We start from the raw sequence: 19,576 nt of genomic DNA on the forward strand, positions 1-19,576 counted from the left end.
TGAGGCTGGCAGGACGAGGCCGACGCAGACGACACGGATCGGACGGCGAACATGCGAGCACTCACCTGGCAGGGCAACGAGCGGGTCAGCGTCGAGGACGTGCCGGACCCGACGATCCAGGAACCGCAGGACGCGGTCGTGCGGGTCACCTCGACGGCGATCTGCGGGTCCGACCTGCACCTGTACGGGGTGCTGGGCGCTTTCCTCGACGCCGGCGACGTGCTGGGGCACGAGGCGATGGGGGTGGTCGAGGAGGTCGGGCCCGAGGCCGGTGACCTGAAGCCCGGCGACCGGGTCGTGGTCCCGTTCGGCATCGCCTGCGGCGGGTGCTGGATGTGCCGCCACGGGCTGCAGTCCCAGTGCGAGACCACGCAGGTGACCGACCAGGGCAGCGGGGCCGCCCTGTTCGGGTACACGAAGCTGTACGGGCAGGTGCCGGGCGGGCAGGCCGAGTACCTGCGGGTGCCCCAGGCGCACTACGGCCCGGTCGTGGTGCCCGACGACGGCGAGCCCGACGAGCGCTACCTCTACCTCTCGGACGTGCTGCCCACGGCGTGGCAGGCGGTCGAATACGCCCAGGTGCCCGAGGGCGGGTCGGTCGTGGTGCTGGGCCTGGGCCCGATCGGCCAGATGGCGGCCCGCGTCGCCGCGCACCGCGGCGCCGGGCTCGTGGTCGGCGTCGACCTGGTGCCCGAACGGCTGGCGATGGCGGCCCGCCACGGTGCCACGGTGATCGACCAGAACCGGACCGACGTCGTCGGCGCCGTGCGCGACCTGACCGAGGGCCGCGGTCCGGACGCGGTGATCGACGCGGTCGGCATGGAGGCGCACGGGTCGCCGCTCGCCGAGACGATGCAGAAGGCCTCCGGCCTGCTGCCCGACGTGCTGGCCAAGCCGCTCACCGAGCACGCCGGGACCGACCGGCTGGCCGCCCTCCTGACCGGCATCGAGCTCGTGCGCCGGGGCGGCGTGCTCTCGCTCGCGGGCGTCTACGGCGGCGCCAAGGACCCGCTGCCCATGCTGCGGCTCTTCGACAAGCAGGTGACGATACGGCAGGGGCAGGCCAACGTCCGCCGCTGGACGGACGACCTGCTGCCGCTGGTGGGCGACCCCACCGACCCCCTCGGCGTGCTCGACCTGCGCACCCACCGCTGGCCGCTCGAACGGGCGCCCGAGGCCTACGCGATGTTCCAGAGGAAGGACGACGGATGCGTCAAGGTAGTGCTCGACCCGGCCGCCTGAGGTTCCGCCCGTGCACCGTGCGGGGGCACCGGTCGTGACCGGCGACCGGGCCGGCTCCTCGCCGCCGCCCGGCGTGCCCCGGCTCGGGTCGCTCGCCGAGGCGGCCGAGCTCGCCCAGCTCCTGGCCCCGTTGTACGTCCGCTTCAGCGCGGGCCCCGAGGCCGACCGGTCCACGGTCAGCCGGGACCACGAGAGCGGCTGCCTGATGCCGGGGCTCAGCGCCAACCCGATGACGCCGGAGCCGTGGTGGACCCGCCCCGTGGAGCACTGGGTGGCGCGCCAGCTCAGCCAGTACGCCCACCTCATGGTGGACGACCGCTTCCCGTGGCTGCTGACGGGCACGGTCTCCGCCCGCGGCCCGGACTGTGAGCCGCTGCTCGTCGAGATCACACCGGTGGCCTACCTCGCCCGGCCCGTCGTGGACGAGGCCGTCGCGCTCTACCGGCAGGTCTTCGCGCCGGGTGCCGACGGCACCTGACCCACCCCACCCACGAGCGCACGGCACACCCGAAGGCGAGGCTCCATGACGTCCACACCGGTAGACCTGAACCCCGCGGAGGCCACCCGCGTCCTGGCGGGCGTGCTCGCACCCCTGGTCGCCCAGGGCGCGATCGTCCGCCGTCCCCGGGCCACCGCCTGGGCCGAGCGCCACCAGACCGACCGCGCCGCCCGCGCCGTCCTGACCGGGCTGCGCGCCCGGCACGACGGCGCCCCGCTCGTCCTGCGGCTCGGCCCGCGCCGCATGGTCGTGGTCACCGAGCCCGGTCACGTGCGCCGGCTGCTCGAGGAGTCACCCGAGCCCTTCACGCCCGCGTCGAAGGAGAAGGTCGGCGCCCTGCGCCACTTCCAGCCCGACGGCGTGCTCATCTCGTCCACCGCCGACCGGCGCTACCGCCGCCCCTTCAACGAGACCGCCCTGCGCACGGAGCTGCCCGTGCACGACGACGGCGCCGCCTTCACCGACGCCGTCCGGCACGGAGCGGCGGAGCTGGCCCGTCGCCTGCGCGGCTCCGGCGGGCTCGACGCCGCGACGTTCACGGACGTGTGGTGGGGCATCGTGCTCCAGGTGGTGCTCGGCGCCGGCGCACGCGCCGACCGGGAGCTCGTGGACCTGCTCGACGCCCTGCGCCGGGACGCGAACTGGTCGTGGTTCCACCCGCGGGACGAGCGCCGCCGCACCGAGCTCGCGAGCCGTATCGAGTCCTACCTGGCCGCCCCGGAGCCGGGCACCCTGGCCGCTGCGGCGCACGCCGCGGGCGCCGCCATGGCGCCGGGCCAGGTACCGCACTGGCTGTTCGCGTTCGACGCCGCCGGGGCGGCGACGCTGCGGGCGCTCGCCGTCGTGTCCGCCCGGCCCGAGGTGCGCGCACGGCTGCTGGCCGAGGTGGCCGCGCCGGGGCCCGGCACCGCCCTCCTCCCCTACGCGCGCGCCTGCGTGCTGGAGTCGCTGCGCCTGTGGCCGACGACGCTCGTGGTGCTGCGGGACTCCACCGCTCCCACCGTGTGGGGTGAGCGCACCCTGCCCGCCGGCACGGGGTTCGCCGTGGTCAGCGCGTTCTTCCACCGCGACCCGGCACGGCTCGGCCACGCCGACGCGTTCGTGCCCGAGGCGTGGCTGGACGGCCGCAACGCCGACGACTGGGGGCTGGTGCCGTTCAGCGGGGGACCGGTGTCGTGCCCGGGCCGGAACGTCGTGCTGCTGGTGACCTCGCACCTGCTGGCGCACCTGGCCGCCCACGACCTCCGGGTGGCCCGCGGCCGCTACCTCGCGGAGGATCCGCTCCCGGCCACCATGGACCACCTGGGTCTGCGGTTCGGTCTCGGCGAGGGTGCCGCCGACCGGACCTGAGGGGCCGGGCCGCTACAGGTTGCGCAGCCGCTCGACCAGCGGCCCGGCGGCCTCGGCCAGGAACCGGTCCTGGTGGTGCTCGCCCACCTGCACGATCGCCAGGTCGGTGAACCCGGCCTCCAGGAAGGGGCGCGCGCTCTCGGCGAGCCTGTCCAGGTCCGGGCCGCACGCGATCGACGACGCGACGTCCTCGGGCCGCACGAACTGCGAGGCCGCGGTGAACCCGGCCGGCGTGGGCAGGTCCGCGTTGACGGACCAGCCGCCGCCGAACCAGCGGAACTCCGCGTGCGCCCGCTCGACCGCTGCCTGCTCGTCCGGGTCCCAGCAGATCGGCACCTGCCCGAACACGCGCGACCCGCCGGGGTGCGCGGCCTGCCACTGCCGCACCACGTCGCCGTCGGGCATCGCCTGGACCACGTGGTCGGCCAGGGGCGCGAAGCGCTCGACGCCGCGCTCGCCGGAGACCGCGACCCCGATCTCGACGCCCGTTCCCGGTGTGTCCCAGAGCCGCCCCGAGTCGACGCGGAAGTGCTTGCCCTCCCACGTCACGAGATCGCCGGTGAGCAGCTCGCGGATGACGTGGACCGCCTCCTCGAGCATGTCGTGGCGCACCTCGATGCTGGGCCAGCCCCGGCCCACCACGTGCTCGTTCAGGTTCTCGCCCGCACCGAGCCCCAGGGTGAACCGGCCGTCGGCCAGGATCTGCAGCGTCGCCGCCTGCTGGGCCACCACGGCCGGGTGGTAGCGCATCGTCGGGCAGGTCACGAAGGTCATCAGCTCGGCCCGGCTCGTGGCCTGGGCCACGGCCCCCAGCAGCACCCACGCGTTCGGCGCGTGGCCCTGCTCCGGGAGCCAGGGGGAGTAGTGGTCGCTCGAGAGCTCGAAGTCGAAGCCGGCCTCCTCGGCCGCCGTCGCGTGCCGGACCAGCTCGCGCGGCCCGCTCTGCTCGGTCATGAGGGTGTACCCGATGCGCATGGAGTGCTCCTTCGCCGTCTGGTCCCCTCCGACGCTGGACCCGTTCGCGCCCACTCGCACGTTCGCGTGCGCGCCCGGTCGCCCGGCGGGCGAGTGACCGGGCACGGCCCGAGGGTGGAAGGACCCGAGAGAAGAGGAGACGCTCATGACGAGCATCACGAAGTCCGTCGACGTCGACGTCCCGGTGCGCACGGCGTACAACCAGTGGACGCAGTTCGAGGAGTTCCCTCGGTTCATGCAGGGCGTGCAGGAGATCCGTCAGCTGGGCCCGACCCGCACGCACTGGACGACGAAGGTGGGCGGGGTCGAGCGCGAGTTCGACGCCGAGATCACCGAGCAGCACCCGGACGAGCGCGTGGCGTGGAAGAGCGTGTCCGGTCCCGAACAGGCCGGGGTGGTCACCTTCCACCGCCTGAACGACGCGCAGTCCCGGGTCACCGTGCAGCTCGACTGGACGCCCGAGGACGCCACGGAGAAGATCGGCAGCGCCCTGAACGCCGACGACCGCCGGGTCCAGGGCGACCTCGACCGGTTCAAGGAGTACATCGAGGCTCGCGGCACCGAGACCGGAGCCTGGCGCGGCGACGTGGACTGACCGCCTGAGCACGCGGGCCCCGCAGCGTCCGGCGCTGCGGGGCCCGCGTGCTCAGCGCACCATGCTGTTGTCGTGCACCGCCGTGAGCCGCGACTTCACGCTCAGCAGGGTCTCGATGATGAGGTCCTCGCGCCCGCCGCCGAGCCGGCTGATCGGCACGGCGACGCTCATGGCGTCCACGGCCCGGTGGCCGAACGGGAGCGCGACGCCGAAGCAGCGCACCCCGAGGCAGGACTCCTCGCTCTCGGTGGCGTAGCCCTGGTCGGCCGCGCGGTCGATGATCTCGAGCACGGCCTCCTTGTCGGTGGTCGTGTGCGACGTGATCGCGGCGATCGACTCCGGCACCAGGTCGCGCCGAGCCTCGGCCGGCAGCTCCGCGAGCAGCGCGCGGCCCAGCGAGGTGGCGTAGGCCGGGAGGCGCCGCCCGACGGCGGAGTGCATGCGCAGCGGGTGCACCGACTCGCGCTTGGCCGTGTAGATGACGTCGGCGCCGTCGAGGCGGCCGAGGTGGACCGTCTCCTCGGTGACGGCCGCGACCTCGTCGAGCACCGACGTGGCCCGGGCCAGGACCGGGTCGCCGTCGAGGTAGGCGGAGCTCACGACGAGGGAGTGGATGCCGAGCTGGTAGACGCTCCCGGTGGGGTCGGTCTGCAGCCAGCCGCGGTCGGTCATGGTCCGCAGCAGCGCGTGCAGGCTGCTCTTGGGGATACCCAGGCGGGTCGAGAGCTGGAGCTGGGTGCCGGGGCCGCGCGCCGCGATGTCGTCCAGCAGGTCCAGGGCGCGCGCGGCGGACTTGACCGGCCCGGCGTCGCCCGCACCGGCCGACTCCCTGCGCAGTTCCTTCTGTAGCGGCATCGATGTTCTCCCCTGGCCCTTCCACGGTGCACCGGGGAGCCCCCCGGGTGATTCCGACCCTACCCCGAGTTCGCATACATGGACAGGTTTCCGCCCCTTGACCCGTGAGCCAGGTCACGTCTATGGTCGAGCAAGTTCACATAGACGAACGCAGTTCACAAACCGAGAGGCGACCTCGTGATCCAGGTTCGATACTCGACATCTCCGTCCGGCGCGGAGACGGCCACCACCGCGGACCTGCGCGAGAGCTTCCTCGTCGCAGACCTCTTCGTGAGCGGAGAGGTCCGGGGCACGTACACCCACGACGACCGGATGGTGGTGGGCGGGGCGCTCCCCGGCGCGGAGGAGCTCGCCCTGCCGTCCTGGACCGAGGTGCTGGGCACCGAGACCCACCTGGAACGCCGCGAGCTCGGCGTCATCAACGTCGGTTCCGCCGGTCATGTGGTCGTGGACGACGAGAAGTTCGAGCTCGACCACCTCGACGGCCTGTTCGTGGGGCGCGGCAGCGAGGTGTCCTTCGGTGGCGCCGACGCCGCCTTCTACTTCGTGTCCGCCCCGGCCCACACGACCTACCCGACCCAGGCGCTGCGCCACGGCGAGGTGGAGCCGGTGCCGCTGGGCTCGGCAGAGGCCGCCAACGAGCGCAACCTCTTCCGGTACGCGTGGGGTCAGGAGCTGAAGACCTCGGTGCTCCAGTTCGGCGTCACCGTGATCGCCAGCGGCTCGGTCTGGAACACGTTCCCGCCGCACCTGCACGACCGGCGCACCGAGATCTACTGCTACGTCGACCTCGACGAGGACGACCGCGTCTTCCACTTCCTGGGCAAGCCCGGCGCCACGCGGCACCTCGTGCTGCGCAACCGCGAGGCCGTCATCTCCCCGCCGTGGTCCATCCACGCCGGGGCCGGCACCGGGTCGTACGCCTTCATCTGGGCCATGGCCGGCGAGAACAACCACTACACCGACCTGAGCCCGGTCGCGCTGGAGGACCTGTGACGACCGACCCCGGCGGCCCGGCGCGCTCGCCCTTCGACCTGCACGGCCGGTGCGCCGCGGTGACCGGCGCGGGACGCGGCCTCGGTCGTGCCGTCGCGCTCGGCCTCGCCCGCGCGGGCGCGGACGTCGTGCTGCTGGGCCGGCCGGGCCGCCAGGAGGAGACCCGCGACCAGGTCGTCGCGCTCGGTGCGCAGGCCGACGTCGTCGACCTCGACGTGAGCGACCTCGACGCGGTCGAGCGGGTCGGTGCCGAGCTGACCGCCGCGCGCCGGATCGACGTGCTGGTCAACAACGCGGGCATCATCGACCGCGAGGACTCCGTGGCCGTGCGCCGGGACGCCTGGCAGCACGTGCTCGACGTCAACCTCAACGGCCTCTTCGCCCTCACCCAGCAGCTCGGCCGCCCGATGGTCGAGCGCGGCCACGGCAAGATCGTCAGCATCGCCAGCCTGCTGTCCTTCCAGGGCGGCCTGCGGGTGGTGTCGTACGCCGCGAGCAAGCACGGCGTCGCCGGGGTCACCAAGGCCCTGGCCAACGAGTGGGGACCGCACGGCGTCCAGGTCAACGCCATCGCCCCCGGCTACATGGTCACCGACAACACCACGGCGCTCCGCGAGGACGCGGACCGCTCGCGCTCCATCCTCGAACGCATCCCGGCCGGCCGCTGGGGTACCGCCGAGGACATCGCCGGAGCGGCCGTCTTCCTCAGCTCCTCCGCCGCCGACTACGTCAACGGCCACGTCCTGGCAGTCGACGGCGGATGGATGGCCCGCTGACCCGTCCCCCCGCCACACCCCCACCGCCGGACACCGGCACCGAACGAAAACGAGGAACGACAATGAAGTTCACCTCTCGACGCTCCGCGGCCCGGCACACGGCCGCCGCCCTCGGCGTCGCCCTCGCGGCCGTCACGCTCACCGCCTGCACCGAGACGGCCGCCGGCGAGGGCGGCGAGGCCGCCTCCGGCGCCTGCGACCCCGCCGACGTGACCCTGGTGGGCCAGGTCCGCAACGAGTCCAACCCCTACGAGGCCTCGTGGCTCGACGGCGGCGACGCCTTCGCCGAGCAGGTCGGCCTCACCCAGGAGCGGCTCACCTACGACGGCGACTCGACCCGCCAGCAGGAGCAGATCAGCCAGCTCCTCGCGGGCGACACCGAGTGCCTGGTCATGAACGTGCTGCCCAACGGCGACTCCGACACCCCGCCGATCGTCGAGGGCGCCCAGGACGCGGGCGCCTACCTCGTCACCCAGTGGAACAAGCCGGCCGACCTGGACGTCACCGACTACGACCACTGGCTGTCCCACATCACCTACGACGGCGTCGAGTCCGGCCGGCAGATCGGCGACGCGCTGGCCGAGGCCATCGGCGGCTCGGGCGGCATCGTCGCCCTCCAGGGCATCCTCGACACCGGCGCGGCCAAGGACCGGTTCGCCGGGCTGGAGGAGTCCCTGGCGGCCAACCCCGACGTCGAGCTGCTCGACGACCAGACCGCCAACTTCTCCCGGGCCGAGGCCCTGGAGGTCACCAAGACCCTGCTCACCAAGCACGGCGACGACGTCAAGGGCATCTGGGCCGCCAACGACGACATGGCGCTCGGCGCGCTGGAGGCCCTGGAGCAGGCCGGCCGGGACGACGTCGCGGTGGTCGGTATCGACGCCGTGCCGGACGCGCTCACGGCGATCCAGGACGGCACCATGACGGCCACCGTCTCCAGCGACGGCCCGTGGCAGGGCGGTATCGGCCTGGCCATCGGCTACTGCGTGGCCACCGGGGAGCTCGCCGTCGAGGACATCGCCGACGAGGACCGTGCCTGGTACGCCGAGCAGTTCCTCATCCAGCAGGACAACGTGGCCGACTTCGTCTCGCCGGCCACCAGCGAGGCCGACTTCGCCTGCGACAACCTCTTCAGCCGCTCGCAGGGCGCGATCTCGTGACCATGGCACCCCCCACCGACACCGGAGCCGGCACAGGGGCCGGCTCCGGGGCCCGCACCGGCGTCGTGCCCGCGTCCCGCCCCCGGCCTCGGCGGGGGGTGTCGCTGCGGGACGCCGGTCCGCCGATCGCCCTGGTCGTCGTGTCCGGGATCTTCGCGGTCCTCAGCCCCGACTTCCGCACGCTGTCCAACGTGCAGAACGTCCTCGACGCCGCGGCGGTCCTCGCCGTGGTGACCTGCGGCATCAGCTTCGTGCTGATGATGGGGTCGATCGACCTGTCCGCCCCCGGCATCATGGGCGCGTCCGCGATCACGGTCGCGCTCCTGGTCGCCAACAACCGCAACGACAACGACCTGGGGCTGCTCGGCGTCGGCGTCGCCGTGCTGCTCGCGGCCGCGCTCGGCTGTCTCAGCGGGCTCGCGCTGGTGCTGCTCAAGGTGCCGTCGTTCATGGCCACCCTCGGCGTCTCCGCCGTCGGCCTGGGTGTGGCCACCCTCCTGTTCGCGGGCGTGCAGCCCAACATCACCGACGCCACGGTGGGCGGCTGGGCCGTGGAGCGGTTCGCCGGGCTGGCGCTCCTGACGTGGATCGCCCTGGCCTGCGTGCTGGTGGCCTGGCTCGTGCAGCGCTACACGCGGCTGGGCCGGTACGCCTTCGCGATCGGCGGTGCCGAGGAGGTGCTGGCGCTCTCCGGCGTCCGGGTGGCGCCCTACAAGGTCGGGGTCTTCACGATGGCGGGCGCGTTCTACGGGCTCGCGGGCGTGCTGGTCACCAGCCAGCTCAGCGCGGGCCTGGTCCAGGCGGGCCGGGGCTACGACTTCTCCGCCATCACGGCGGCCGTCGTGGGCGGCACCCTGCTCACCGGCGGGCGCGGCGGCATCCTCCAGTCCACGGTCGGGGTGCTGCTGGTGACCGTGCTGACCAACGGGCTCGTCCAGGTCGGGGTGAGCCCCTACTGGCAGGGCGGTGTCCAGGGCCTCATCGTCGTCGCGGCCGTCGCGGCCGCCGTCATCCCGCAGCGTCGTAGGAACCAGGTGACCAAGTGACCGCCACCCCGCACACCGCCACCCCGTACAGCGCAGTCCCGCACGCCCTGGAGGTACGCGGCCTGGTCAAGCACTACCCGGGCGTCAAGGCCCTCGACGGCGTCGACCTGGTCGTCCGCCCGGGCGAGGTGCTGGGCCTGGCCGGCGAGAACGGCGCCGGCAAGTCCACGCTGCTCAAGGCGCTCGTCGGGCTGGTGCGGCCCGACGCCGGCGAGATCTGGGTACGCGGCGAGAAGGTGCGCCTGAGGAGCGTGGTCGACGCCGCCGACCACGGCATCGGCATGGTCTTCCAGGAGCAGTCGCTGGTGCCCAACCTCACCGCGGCCGAGAACATCGTGCTGGGCAGCGAGGGCCCGGGCGTGCGCCGCGGCATCTACCGCTGGAGCACGATGCGCCGGCTCGCACAGGAGCAGCTCGACAAGATCGGGTCGCACATCGACCCGCTCGCGCGCACCGACACCCTGTCGTTCGCGGACCGCCAGATGGTCGAGATCGCCAAGGTGCTGCGCATCGAGGAGCGCACCTCGCACCCGCCCGTCATCATCCTCGACGAGCCCACCTCCGTGCTGGAGGCCAAGGAGATCGAGACCCTGTTCACGCAGGTGCGCCGGCTGCGCGAGTTCGCGTCCGTCGTCTTCGTCTCGCACCGGCTCGACGAGGTGCTCGACGTCTGCGACCGGGTCGCCGTGCTGCGCGGCGGCCGCTCGGTGGGCGAGCTGCCGGCCGCGGACGCGGCCCCCGCGGAGCTGCACCGGATGATGATCGGGGCCACCGGCTCGGACGACCACTACCACGGGGCGTCCGCCGCGACGTCCGACGAACCCCGTCGCCCACGCCTCGTGGTGCGCGGGCTGACCGGCCGGACCTTCCGGGACGTCGACCTCGACGTCCACGCAGGGGAGATCGTCGGGATCGTCGGCGTGCACGGCTCCGGGCGCGAGGACGTGTGCCGCGCGCTGTTCGGCGCCGAGCCGGTCACGGCCGGCGAGGTGGTGCTCGACGGCGAGCGGCTCGACCTGTCCGGCACCCGCGCGGCGTGCGCGGCCGGCATCGGCTACGTGCCCGCCGAACGCAAGACCGAGGGGATGGTCGGCCCCATGTCGGTGGCCGACAACATGACGCTCACCAAGCAGCACGCCCGCTGCGCCGGGCCCGTGGTGCGGCCGCGCAAGCAGGCGACGCTGGTCGACGGCTGGATCGAGCGGCTCTCGATCCGCACCCCGCACCGGGGCACCGCGATCCAGCGGCTGTCGGGCGGCAACCAGCAGAAGGTGGTGCTGGCCCGCTGGCTCGTGGCCGGCGACGTCCGCCTGCTGCTGCTCGACCACCCGACGCGCGGCCTCGACGTGGGGGCGCGCTCGGAGGTGTACCGCCTGATGCGCGAGCTCGCGGGCACCGGCGTGGCCACGGTGCTGCTCGCCGACAGCCTCGAGGAGGCCATCGGCATGTCCGACCGGATCGTCGTGATGAGCGACGGCCGCGCGACCACGGAGGTCGCCGCCCCCGCGGGCGGCAAGCCGACCCCGCTCGACCTCGTGAAGGAGATGGTCTGAGCATGTCCACGCCCGTCCTCACCCCGCAGGCCCCCGACGCCGCCGTCGCGGCGCGCCCCACCACGGGCCAGCGGCTCACGTCGTTCATGCCGGTCATCGCGCTCGTCGTGCTGCTCGCGGCACTCACGATCGCCGACCCGGGGTTCTTCTCCCTGAGCAGCCTCACGGCCGCGGTCCGCACGTCGGCGCCGCTCGTCGTGCTCGCGGCCGGCGCGACCGTGGTGGTCCTGTGCGGCGGCATCGACCTGTCGATCGCCGCCCTCTGCTCGCTGGCGACGGTGCTCTTCGCGCTGTGGCTGCCCGGCCTCGGCGGGCTCACCACCGTCGCGGTCGTCGCGGTCACCGGCGCGATCGGGGCGTTGCAGGGCACCGCCCACGTGCTGCTGCGCATCCCCTCGTTCATCGTCACGCTCGGCGGCATGAGCATCTTCACCGCGGTCGCCCTGGTGATCTCGGACGCCGGACCCGTCCGGGTGACCGACCGCGACGCCACCCACTGGCTCACCCTCTACGTGGCCGGCGTGGTGCCGATGGCCTTCGTCGTCGCGCTGCTCGTGGTCGTGGCGGTGTCCCTGGTGCTGCGGTTCACGCCGCTCGACAGCTGGGTCCGGGCCACCGGCTACTCCGAGGCGGCGGCCCGGCTGGGCGGCGCGCCGGTCGACCTGGTCAAGGTCGGGGCGTTCACGCTCTCCGGGGCGTGCGCCGGCCTGGCCGCCGTCATGCTCGTCTCCCGGAACTTCAGCGGCAGCCCGACCATGGCGGACAACCTCCTGCTGCCCGCGGTGGCCGCCATCGTGGTGGGCGGTACCGCCATCACCGGCGGGCACGGCTCGCTGTGGCGCAGCCTCGCGGGGGCGCTGGTCGTGACCCTGCTGCGCGTCGGGCTGCCCATCGTCGGCGTCCCGTCCGCCTACGAGCAGATCCTGTACGGCGCGATCATCGTCGCCGCCGTCGCCCTCACCCTCGACCGGTCGAAGGTGCTGGTCATCAAGTAGCCCGTTCTCCCCGAGAACCCCGATCCCACGGAAGGCCCCCATGTCCGAGAATCCCCAGCTCCTGCCCGCCGTCTCCGCATTCCTCTCCTCGCCCAGGCAGCTCCTGATCGACGGCGAGTGGGTGGACGCCAAGGACGGCCAGACCTTCGCCACCGTGAATCCCGCGACCGAGGAGACGCTCGTCCAGGTGGCGCAGGCCTCCGCCGTCGACGCCGACCGCGCGGTCACCGCCGCCCGCAACGCCTTCGAGCACGGTTCGCCGTGGTCGCGGATGTCGCCGCGCGACCGGTCGCACCTCCTGTGGCGCATCGGCGACATGATCGAGGAGCGCACCGAGGAGTTCGCGCAGCTCGAGTCGCTCGACAACGGAAAGAGCCTCGCGTCCGCCCGCGGTGACGTCGGCGTGGCCGCCGAGCTGTTCCGCTACTTCGCGGGCTGGGCCACCAAGATGGAGGGCACGACCATCCCGATGTCGGTGCCCGGCCGCGACTTCCACGCCTACACCCGGCGTGAGGCCATCGGCGTGGTCGCCGGCATCGTGCCGTGGAACTTCCCGCTCACGATGGCGGCCTTCAAGGTGATCCCGTCGATCACCGCGGGCAACACCGTCGTGCTCAAGCCGGCCGAGCAGACGCCGCTCACCGCGCTCCGGCTCGGCGAGCTGCTGCTGGAGGCCGGCGTCCCGGCCGGCGTGGTCAACGTGCTGCCCGGGTTCGGGGACGCGGGCGCCGCGCTGGTCGACCACCCCGGCGTCGACAAGGTCGCCTTCACCGGCAGCACCGAGGTGGGCAAGAAGATCGCCGCCGGCGCCTCGAAGAACCTCAAGAAGGTGTCGCTGGAGCTCGGCGGCAAGGCGCCCAACATCATCTTCGCCGACGCCGACCTGGACGCCGCCATCGCCGGGGCAGCGCTCGCGGGCTACTTCAACGAGGGCCAGTGCTGCGTCAACGGCTCGCGCCTGTACGTGCAGCGTGACGTGTACGACCAGGTCATCGAGGGTGTGGCCGCGGCGGCCCGGGCCATCCGGGTGGGCGACGCGTTCGACCCGGCCACGACGATGGGCCCCCTGGTCTCGCAGGAGCAGCACGAGAAGGTCATGGGCTACGTCCGCGGCGCCGTGGCCGACGGCGCCACGCTCGCGGCGGGCAGCGCCGGACCGGCCGCCGACCGCGGCTACTTCTTCTCGCCCACCCTGATCACCGACGTGACCGAGGACATGGCCGTCCAGACCGACGAGATCTTCGGACCCGTGGTCACGGCCATCCCGTTCGACAGCGAGGACGAGGTGGTCGCCGCGGCCAACAACACCGTCTACGGCCTGGCCGCGGGCGTCTGGTCGCGCGACCTGAGCACGGCCCACCGGGTCGGCAACAGGCTGCGGGCCGGCACGGTCTGGCTCAACACCTGGCACGCGGACGACGTCACCCTCCCGCGGGGCGGCTTCAAGCAGTCCGGCTGGGGGCGGGAGCTCGGCTCGTTCGGCCTGGACGACTACACGGAGCTGAAGACGGTCATCGCCGAGCTCCGCTGACCCCGTACCCACCACCGAGAGAGCACCCGAAGAAGACAGGCAGTACCCAGCGACACGTCTGGGCGGCCGGCCCCGGGCGGGGGCCGGCCGTCCGGGCTGCCTCATGTCCATGAAACATGTCCATGAAGACTGTGCGAAAAGGGATCAACGATGAACCTGCTACGCAGACCTGACCGGCGACACCGTGGTCGCCGACCCCGCCGGACGCCCGTACGTCTGGCGGCCGCACTGACCGCCCTGCTGGTGGCCGTCCCCCTCGGGGCCGGCGCCGCCCAGGCCGCGCCGTCGGGCACCGCGCCCGCGCAGGCCGCTTCCGGCTCCGTCGACGACGGCGTGCTGCGCGTCCTGCTCTTCTACAAGTCGAACTTCCACGCCTCGCACGTCCAGGCCCGCCAGGCGATCCGCGATCTCGTGACCGACCTGGGCGTCGAGTACGACCAGCCGGTCGAGATCCAGGAGACCGACGACCCCGCGGCGTTCACCACGGCGAACCTCGCGACCAAGGACACGATCGCGTTCGCCCAGACCGGCGGCGTGCTGTTCAACGTGGAACAGCGCGCCGCGCTGGAGGCCTACATCCGCGGTGGCGGCGGCTACCTCGGCCTGCACTACGCCGGCTGGTCGGTGGGCCAGAGCGAGCACGACGTCAACCCGTTCTACGCCCGGCTCGTGGGCGCGGCGTCCGAGGGCCACCCGGAGAACCCCGCGGTGCGTCCGGGCCGCGTGGTGGTCAAGGACACCTCGCACCCGCTGACCCAGGGCCTGCCGGCCGAGTTCACCCGCAGCGACGAGTGGTACGACTGGCTGGTCAACCCGGCGCCCCACGTGCGTACGCTGCTGAACGCGGACGAGTCGTCGTACGGCGGGGGCAACAACGGCACCAACCACCCGATCACGTGGTGCCAGGAGATCGACTCCGGCCGGTCGTGGTACTCGGGGATGGGGCACGAGGGCACGGCGTACGCCGAGGCCCCGATCCGCACCCAGATCAAGAACGGCCTGGCCTACACCGCCGGCCTGCTCCCGGCCGACTGCTCGCCGCCGTCCAAGGCGGAGAACGGTGCCTGGAGCGGCGTCACGCCGTGGCCGCTGGTGCCGATCAACGCGGCGCTGACGTCCGACGGCAAGGTCCAGTCGTTCGGCAGCGTGTCCTCGGGCTGCACGGACACCACGCCGTACGACTTCTACGGCAACTCGTGCGTGGTGCAGGGCGGCCAGATGGAGATCGACGTCTGGGACCCGGCCGAGGAGCGCACGGCCGCCAACGTGAGCTCGGGCCTCGTCGCGAACTCGACGTACACCGACCTGTTCTGCTCGATGCAGGTCCAGATGCCGCACCGGCGGGCCACCCTGACGGTCGGCGGTGACGACGGCCTGGGCGGCAACGCGCCCAACGACGCCGCGATCGGCGTCACCAGCTACACGACCAACCAGGGCCTGCGCACGGAGGCCCCGATGAACTACCCGCGCTGGTACCCCACGGGCACCACCCTGCCCGACGGCTCCGTCGTGGTGCAGGGCGGCAGCCTCAAGGGCGGCCCGGGCGGCCCCGGCGTGCTCACGCCGGAGATCTACACGCCGGACGAGGGCAGCTCCTGGAAGCTCCTGGAGGGCGCCACGAGCGCGGCAGCGTACGGCGACGGCGGGAACGGCAACGGGCCCGACGAGAACCGCTGGTGGTACCCGCGCGCGTTCGTCGCGCCGGGCAACGGCAACGTCTTCAACATCACCGGCACGCAGATGTACGAGCTCGACCCCTCGGGTGACGGCGAGGTGATCCTGCGCGGCACCCTGCCTGCGGACGTCGCCGACCAGGGCGGCCTCGGCAACCCGGTCGGCGCCACGTCGACGGCCACCATGTACCGCCCCGGCAAGATCCTGCAGGTGGGCGGCGGCTGGTGGGCCAACGGCGGCGGCCCCGACGGCGCCCGCGCGGGCTTCACCGTCGACATCACGGGCGGCACCGACGCACCCGTGGTCGAGGCGACGCAGCCGATGCGCTACCAGCGGCACTGGGCCACCTCGACCGTGCTGCCCGACGGCAACGTCATCGTCACCGGTGGTTCGCGCGACAACAACGGCAACGGCGGCTACGTCACCACCGCCGAGATCTGGAACCCCGACACCGGCGAGTGGACGGTCGTGGACGTGCCCTACGAGCACGCCCGGCTCTACCACTCCACGGCCCTGCTCCTGCCCGACGGCCGCCTGATGGTGGGCGGCGGCGGCACCCCGGGCCCGCGCAACTACACCGACGTCGAGTTCTACTCCCCGGCGTACCTCTTCGACGGCGACGAGCCGGCGGTCCGGCCCGAGGTCACGGGTGTGCCCAAGAAGGTCGGTTACGACGGCACGTTCGACGTGCAGGCCGACGGCGCGGTCTCCCGCGTCACCCTGGTCCGCAACGGCTCCGTGACGCACGGGTTCAACAACGACCAGAACTTCCAGGACCTCGCGTTCGCGCAGGACGGCGGCACGCTGACGATCGAGACCCCGGTCGACGGCACCTACGCCCCGCCCGGCGCCTACATGCTGTTCGTCTTCGACGAGGACGGCACGCCGTCGGTGGCCGACATCGTGCAGATCGACCCCACGGTCGAGATGGACGCCCGGTCCCCGCACCTGGTGGACCAGCTCGAGTACCCGCGCATCCCCGCGGAGTGGCGCTCGGCCAACCCGCCCGCCGTGGTGGACGTCGAGCCCGGCAACGGGCGCATGTCCCCGTGGGAGGTGGACGGCAAGGTGCAGCTCGTCCGCGCGGCGGCGGCCGGCCAGGGCGGCCTCGGCCTGACGGGATATCACCTCGCTGTGGGCAGCGGGGGCGACCTGACGCGCACGGTCAAGAGCCTCGACCCGGGCCGCGAGTACCGCCTCTCGCTGCGGTACGCGCGCGACAGCCGGTCCACGGGCACCGCGCCCGGCACGGTGGACCTCACGGTCGGTGACCTGTCGGCCACGCTGACGGCAGGGAGCGACCTGTCGTCGCAGACCCGGTTCGGCACCTACGTCGGGACCTTCGTCGCGGGGGCACGGTCGCAGGACCTGACCATCAGCGCCGGGGACTCCGGCGCGGGCGTCATGATCGACGACCTGGTGATCGTGGGCTCCGACCCCGGCGCCTCCGACGTCCCCGTGCACTACGAGTTCGAGGAGGGCACAGGGACCCGGGCCGCCAACAGCGGGACCGACCTGGCCGTGGGAGCGGCCACGCTCACCGGCGGGACCGGGTGGAGCGAGAACGGCGTCTTCGGCGACGCCCTCGACCTCACGGGCGGCAGCAACGCCAACGCCGTGGACCTGCCCGACAACCTGCTCCAGGGCGAGGAGAGCTTCACCACCGCGTTCTGGGTGCGGCCGGACACCAAGGCCAGCTGGACCGGTCTGTTCCACATCGGGGACGGGCTCGCGGACGCGGGCAGCTTCTTCCAGATCCAGATGCAGACCAACGCCGCCGGGGCCACCGGGCTCGCGGCGACGTTCAAGGCCAAGGGCGCGGCCCTGCAGGAACGGGTCTACGCCACACCGACCCGGGACGTCGTGGCGGGGGAGTGGAACCACGTCGCGTTCACCCGCCAGGGTGCGACCGGCACGCTCTACCTGAACGGTGAGCCGATCGCGTCGCGGTCGGACCTGACGATCGACATGACCGACGTGGGCCCGACGGCGAACAACTGGCTGGGCCGCAACGGGTTCCCGGACCCGGCCTACGACGGTCTGATGGACGACGTCCGGGTCTACACCTCGGCGCTCGGGGACGCCGACGTCGCGGCCCTGTACGCCGACGGCACGGCGCTGGCCACGACCACCACGGTCACGGTCGAGCCGGGCTCCCCGTCGCCGTTCGGCGAGCCGGTCGACGTCTCGGGCGCTGTCGCGGCCGAGAGCGGCGGGGCCCCTGCGGGCGTCGCCGAGCTCTGGGTCGACGGGGCCCGCGTGGGCGGGCAGGTCGACGTCGCCGACGGCGCGGTGCGGTTCACGGACGTGGCGCTCTCGCCGGGCGACCACGAGGTGCAGGTCCGCTTCCTCGCCGACGACGGGTGGCGCGACTCCGCCCAGACCGTGGAGCACACGGTCGAGCGGCCGCCGCCCGGCGAGGGCACGCCGATCCACTACACCTTCGACGAGGGACAGGGGTCGACGGCGGCCAACACCGGCCTGGACAGCTCGGTCGGGGCGGCCACCCTGACAGGGACGACGGGCTGGAGCACGGCCGGACGGTTCGGCGGGGCGGTCAACCTGCCCGGCGGCGGCTCCGGCACCGGCAACCAGGTCGAGCTGCCCGACGACGTCGAGGCCGGCATGGAGGACCAGTTCAGCGTCTCGATCTGGGCCCGGCCCGACGCCCTGCCCACCTGGGTGCCGCTGCTGCAGATCGGCAGCAGCACCGACACGTTCTTCCTGCTCCAGTCCAACACCCAGGTCAGCGGGGCCACCGGCTTCGCGGCCACGTTCAAGGCGCCCGGCACCCCGGGCAGCGCCCAGGAACGTCTGGTGCTGGGCCAGGGCAACGACCTGCCGCTGAACGAGTGGACGCACGTCGTGTTCACCCAGAGCGGCTCGGTCGGGAAGATCTACTTCGACGGCGAGCTCCAGGCCACGCGCGACGACTTCACCGTCACCATCGGTGACGTCGGGGTGGACGGCCGGACGACGACGAACCTCGTGGGCGGCACGAGCTGGCCGGACGCACGCTGGGACGGCCTGGTCGACGACTTCCGGATGTTCGGGTACGAGCTGACCGCCGAGCAGGTGGCCGACCTGCACGCCGGGACGGCGTCGAACACGGCGCCCGTGGGTGCCGCCGACGCCTACGGCACCGTCGAGGACGAGCCGCTGGAGGTGGCGGCGCCGGGGCTCCTGGCCAACGACACCGACATCGACGGCGACGACCTGACGGCCACCGGGCTCACCCAGCCGGCGCACGGCGACGTCGTGCTCCGGGCGGACGGGTCGTTCACCTACACGCCGGACAGCGGGTACTCCGGGACGGACACGTTCACCTACAAGGCCTCCGACGGCACGGCGACGTCCGCGGCGACCACGGTGACCGTCACGGTGGAGGAGGGCGAGCAGCCGCCCGTCAACACCGCACCGGTGGCGGCCAACGACGCCTATGCGGCGGTGGGCGGCCAGCCCCTGACGCTCCCGGCGCCGGGCGTCCTGGCCAACGACACCGACGAGGACGGCAACGTGCTCACCGCCACCGCTGTGACGCAGCCGGCCAACGGCCGGGTCACCCTGGAGGCGGACGGTTCGTTCACCTACGTCTCCGACGACGGGTTCTCCGGCAAGGACGTCTTCACCTACCGGGCCGACGACGGGGAGGACCTCTCCGCCGTCGCCACGGTGACCGTCACGGTGAAGTCGCCCGCGGTGACGGCGGTGGCCGGCGTGGCCCTGCCCGTCACCTACGGCACGGCGGGCACGGTCTCGGTGGCGGTGTCGCCGGACACCGCCACGGGCACGGTCGAGCTGAGCGACGGCACCACACCGCTGGCGAGCGGCACGGTCGCGGACGGACGGGCGACCCTGGTCCTGGCGGCCAGGTCGCTCCAGCCGGGGGTGTACGACCTGACCCTCCGGTACGGGGGCGACGCCGACCACCGGGCGTCGTCGTCCAGGGTGCGGGTCGTGGTGGAGAAGGTGGTGCCCACGATGGAGATCGCGGCGACGCGGGCCGCCGGGAACAAGGCCGCCGTCACCGTGTCCCTCACCGCGGCGCACGAGGTGGCGGTGACGGGGCAGGTGCGGGTCGCCGTCAAGGACGGTCCCACGCTGCTGGGCACGGTCCAGGACGGCCGCGTGCGGTTCGAGGTGCCCCGGCCGAAGAAGGGGGACCTGGCACTGACGGTCTCCTATCTCGGCAGCGACCTGGCCCTGCCGGCCGAGACCAGGGTGACGGTCCGGGTGCAGTAGCGCGGGGGTGAGACAGGTGCGGGCCCGGAGGACGGATCCTCCGGGCCCACACCTGCACCGCTGTCGCGGTGCTGTCCGGTCTGCTGT

Annotated in this window: 14 protein-coding genes; 12 read left to right on the plus strand and 2 right to left on the minus strand. The window is 73.0% G+C overall.

What is annotated here, in order from left to right; translation table 11 throughout:
* Nucleotides 1–51 precede the first annotated feature (51 nt).
* From ACIBBF_RS22835 to ACIBBF_RS22845, 3 genes are read left to right on the plus strand one after another with little or no spacing between them, the layout of a single operon-like run.
* Nucleotides 52–1,242: a zinc-dependent alcohol dehydrogenase gene (locus ACIBBF_RS22835; RefSeq protein WP_397417960.1), complete on the plus strand. Its 1,191-nt coding sequence runs from the start codon at nucleotides 52–54 to the stop codon at nucleotides 1,240–1,242.
* 10 nt (nucleotides 1,243–1,252) lie between these two features.
* Nucleotides 1,253–1,720 carry a DUF6098 family protein gene (locus ACIBBF_RS22840; protein WP_397417962.1) on the plus strand — a complete coding sequence of 156 codons (468 nt, stop codon included), beginning with the start codon at nucleotides 1,253–1,255 and terminating at the stop codon, nucleotides 1,718–1,720.
* Between the two features lie 45 nt (nucleotides 1,721–1,765).
* Complete coding sequence (locus ACIBBF_RS22845; protein WP_397417964.1) at nucleotides 1,766–3,091, plus strand: cytochrome P450; 1,326 nt, start codon at nucleotides 1,766–1,768, stop codon at nucleotides 3,089–3,091.
* Between the two features lie 12 nt (nucleotides 3,092–3,103).
* Here the strand turns inward: ACIBBF_RS22845 and ACIBBF_RS22850 are convergent, their stop codons facing one another.
* Nucleotides 3,104–4,066, minus strand: a complete 963-nt coding sequence (locus ACIBBF_RS22850) for a TIGR03557 family F420-dependent LLM class oxidoreductase (protein WP_397417967.1) — start codon at nucleotides 4,064–4,066, stop codon at nucleotides 3,104–3,106.
* Nucleotides 4,067–4,211: 145 nt separating this feature from the next.
* On the opposite strand from ACIBBF_RS22850, the gene ACIBBF_RS22855 reads away from it, so the two are divergent.
* Complete coding sequence (locus ACIBBF_RS22855; RefSeq protein ID WP_397417969.1) at nucleotides 4,212–4,661, plus strand: SRPBCC family protein; 450 nt, start codon at nucleotides 4,212–4,214, stop codon at nucleotides 4,659–4,661.
* A gap of 51 nt (nucleotides 4,662–4,712) precedes the next feature.
* Here ACIBBF_RS22855 and ACIBBF_RS22860 read toward each other — a convergent pair whose 3' ends face one another.
* Complete coding sequence (locus ACIBBF_RS22860; RefSeq protein ID WP_397417971.1) at nucleotides 4,713–5,516, minus strand: IclR family transcriptional regulator; 804 nt, start codon at nucleotides 5,514–5,516, stop codon at nucleotides 4,713–4,715.
* Between the two features lie 177 nt (nucleotides 5,517–5,693).
* Here ACIBBF_RS22860 and kduI point away from each other — a divergent pair, with 177 nt between their 5' ends.
* The 8 genes from kduI (at nucleotide 5,694) to ACIBBF_RS22900 (ending at nucleotide 19,489) form a co-directional block, all read left to right on the plus strand.
* A complete protein-coding gene (kduI, locus tag ACIBBF_RS22865) occupies nucleotides 5,694–6,512 on the plus strand; it encodes a 5-dehydro-4-deoxy-D-glucuronate isomerase (RefSeq protein WP_397417973.1) in 819 nt (272 codons plus the stop codon).
* Entirely contained in the window at nucleotides 6,509–7,288 is a 780-nt protein-coding gene (gene kduD, locus ACIBBF_RS22870; protein ID WP_397417975.1) for a 2-dehydro-3-deoxy-D-gluconate 5-dehydrogenase KduD, read from the plus strand. The genes kduI and kduD overlap by 4 nt, the downstream gene beginning before the upstream one ends.
* Nucleotides 7,289–7,350: 62 nt before the next feature.
* Entirely contained in the window at nucleotides 7,351–8,448 is a 1,098-nt protein-coding gene (locus ACIBBF_RS22875) for a sugar ABC transporter substrate-binding protein (protein WP_397417978.1), read from the plus strand.
* A gap of 2 nt (nucleotides 8,449–8,450) precedes the next feature.
* A complete protein-coding gene (locus ACIBBF_RS22880; protein WP_397418037.1) occupies nucleotides 8,451–9,494 on the plus strand; it encodes an ABC transporter permease in 1,044 nt (347 codons plus the stop codon).
* Entirely contained in the window at nucleotides 9,491–11,047 is a 1,557-nt protein-coding gene (locus ACIBBF_RS22885; RefSeq protein WP_397417980.1) for a sugar ABC transporter ATP-binding protein, read from the plus strand. Before ACIBBF_RS22880 ends, ACIBBF_RS22885 begins: the two co-directional genes overlap by 4 nt.
* Nucleotides 11,048–11,049: 2 nt before the next feature.
* A complete protein-coding gene (locus ACIBBF_RS22890; RefSeq protein ID WP_397417983.1) occupies nucleotides 11,050–12,042 on the plus strand; it encodes an ABC transporter permease in 993 nt (330 codons plus the stop codon).
* 40 nt (nucleotides 12,043–12,082) lie between these two features.
* Nucleotides 12,083–13,573: an aldehyde dehydrogenase family protein gene (locus ACIBBF_RS22895; RefSeq protein WP_397417985.1), complete on the plus strand. Its 1,491-nt coding sequence runs from the start codon at nucleotides 12,083–12,085 to the stop codon at nucleotides 13,571–13,573.
* A 243-nt stretch (nucleotides 13,574–13,816) separates the two neighbouring features.
* Nucleotides 13,817–19,489, plus strand: a complete 5,673-nt coding sequence (locus tag ACIBBF_RS22900; RefSeq protein ID WP_397417988.1) for a LamG-like jellyroll fold domain-containing protein — start codon at nucleotides 13,817–13,819, stop codon at nucleotides 19,487–19,489.
* The last annotated feature ends 87 nt before the right edge of the window (nucleotides 19,490–19,576 follow it).

The organism is Promicromonospora sp. NPDC050880 (assembly GCF_044456525.1).
Lineage (GTDB): Bacteria > Actinomycetota > Actinomycetes > Actinomycetales > Cellulomonadaceae > Promicromonospora.

Coding starts and splice junctions, on each gene's coding strand:
- ACIBBF_RS22835 (WP_397417960.1), top strand. CDS start 52: ATGCGAGCACTCACCTGGCAGGGCAACGAGCGGGTCAGCGTCGAGGAC.
- ACIBBF_RS22845 (WP_397417964.1), top strand. CDS start 1,766: ATGACGTCCACACCGGTAGACCTGAACCCCGCGGAGGCCACCCGCGTC.
- ACIBBF_RS22850 (WP_397417967.1), bottom strand. CDS start 4,066: ATGCGCATCGGGTACACCCTCATGACCGAGCAGAGCGGGCCGCGCGAG.
- ACIBBF_RS22855 (WP_397417969.1), top strand. CDS start 4,212: ATGACGAGCATCACGAAGTCCGTCGACGTCGACGTCCCGGTGCGCACG.
- ACIBBF_RS22860 (WP_397417971.1), bottom strand. CDS start 5,516: ATGCCGCTACAGAAGGAACTGCGCAGGGAGTCGGCCGGTGCGGGCGAC.
- ACIBBF_RS22875 (WP_397417978.1), top strand. CDS start 7,351: ATGAAGTTCACCTCTCGACGCTCCGCGGCCCGGCACACGGCCGCCGCC.
- ACIBBF_RS22880 (WP_397418037.1), top strand. CDS start 8,451: ATGGCACCCCCCACCGACACCGGAGCCGGCACAGGGGCCGGCTCCGGG.
- ACIBBF_RS22890 (WP_397417983.1), top strand. CDS start 11,050: ATGTCCACGCCCGTCCTCACCCCGCAGGCCCCCGACGCCGCCGTCGCG.
- ACIBBF_RS22895 (WP_397417985.1), top strand. CDS start 12,083: ATGTCCGAGAATCCCCAGCTCCTGCCCGCCGTCTCCGCATTCCTCTCC.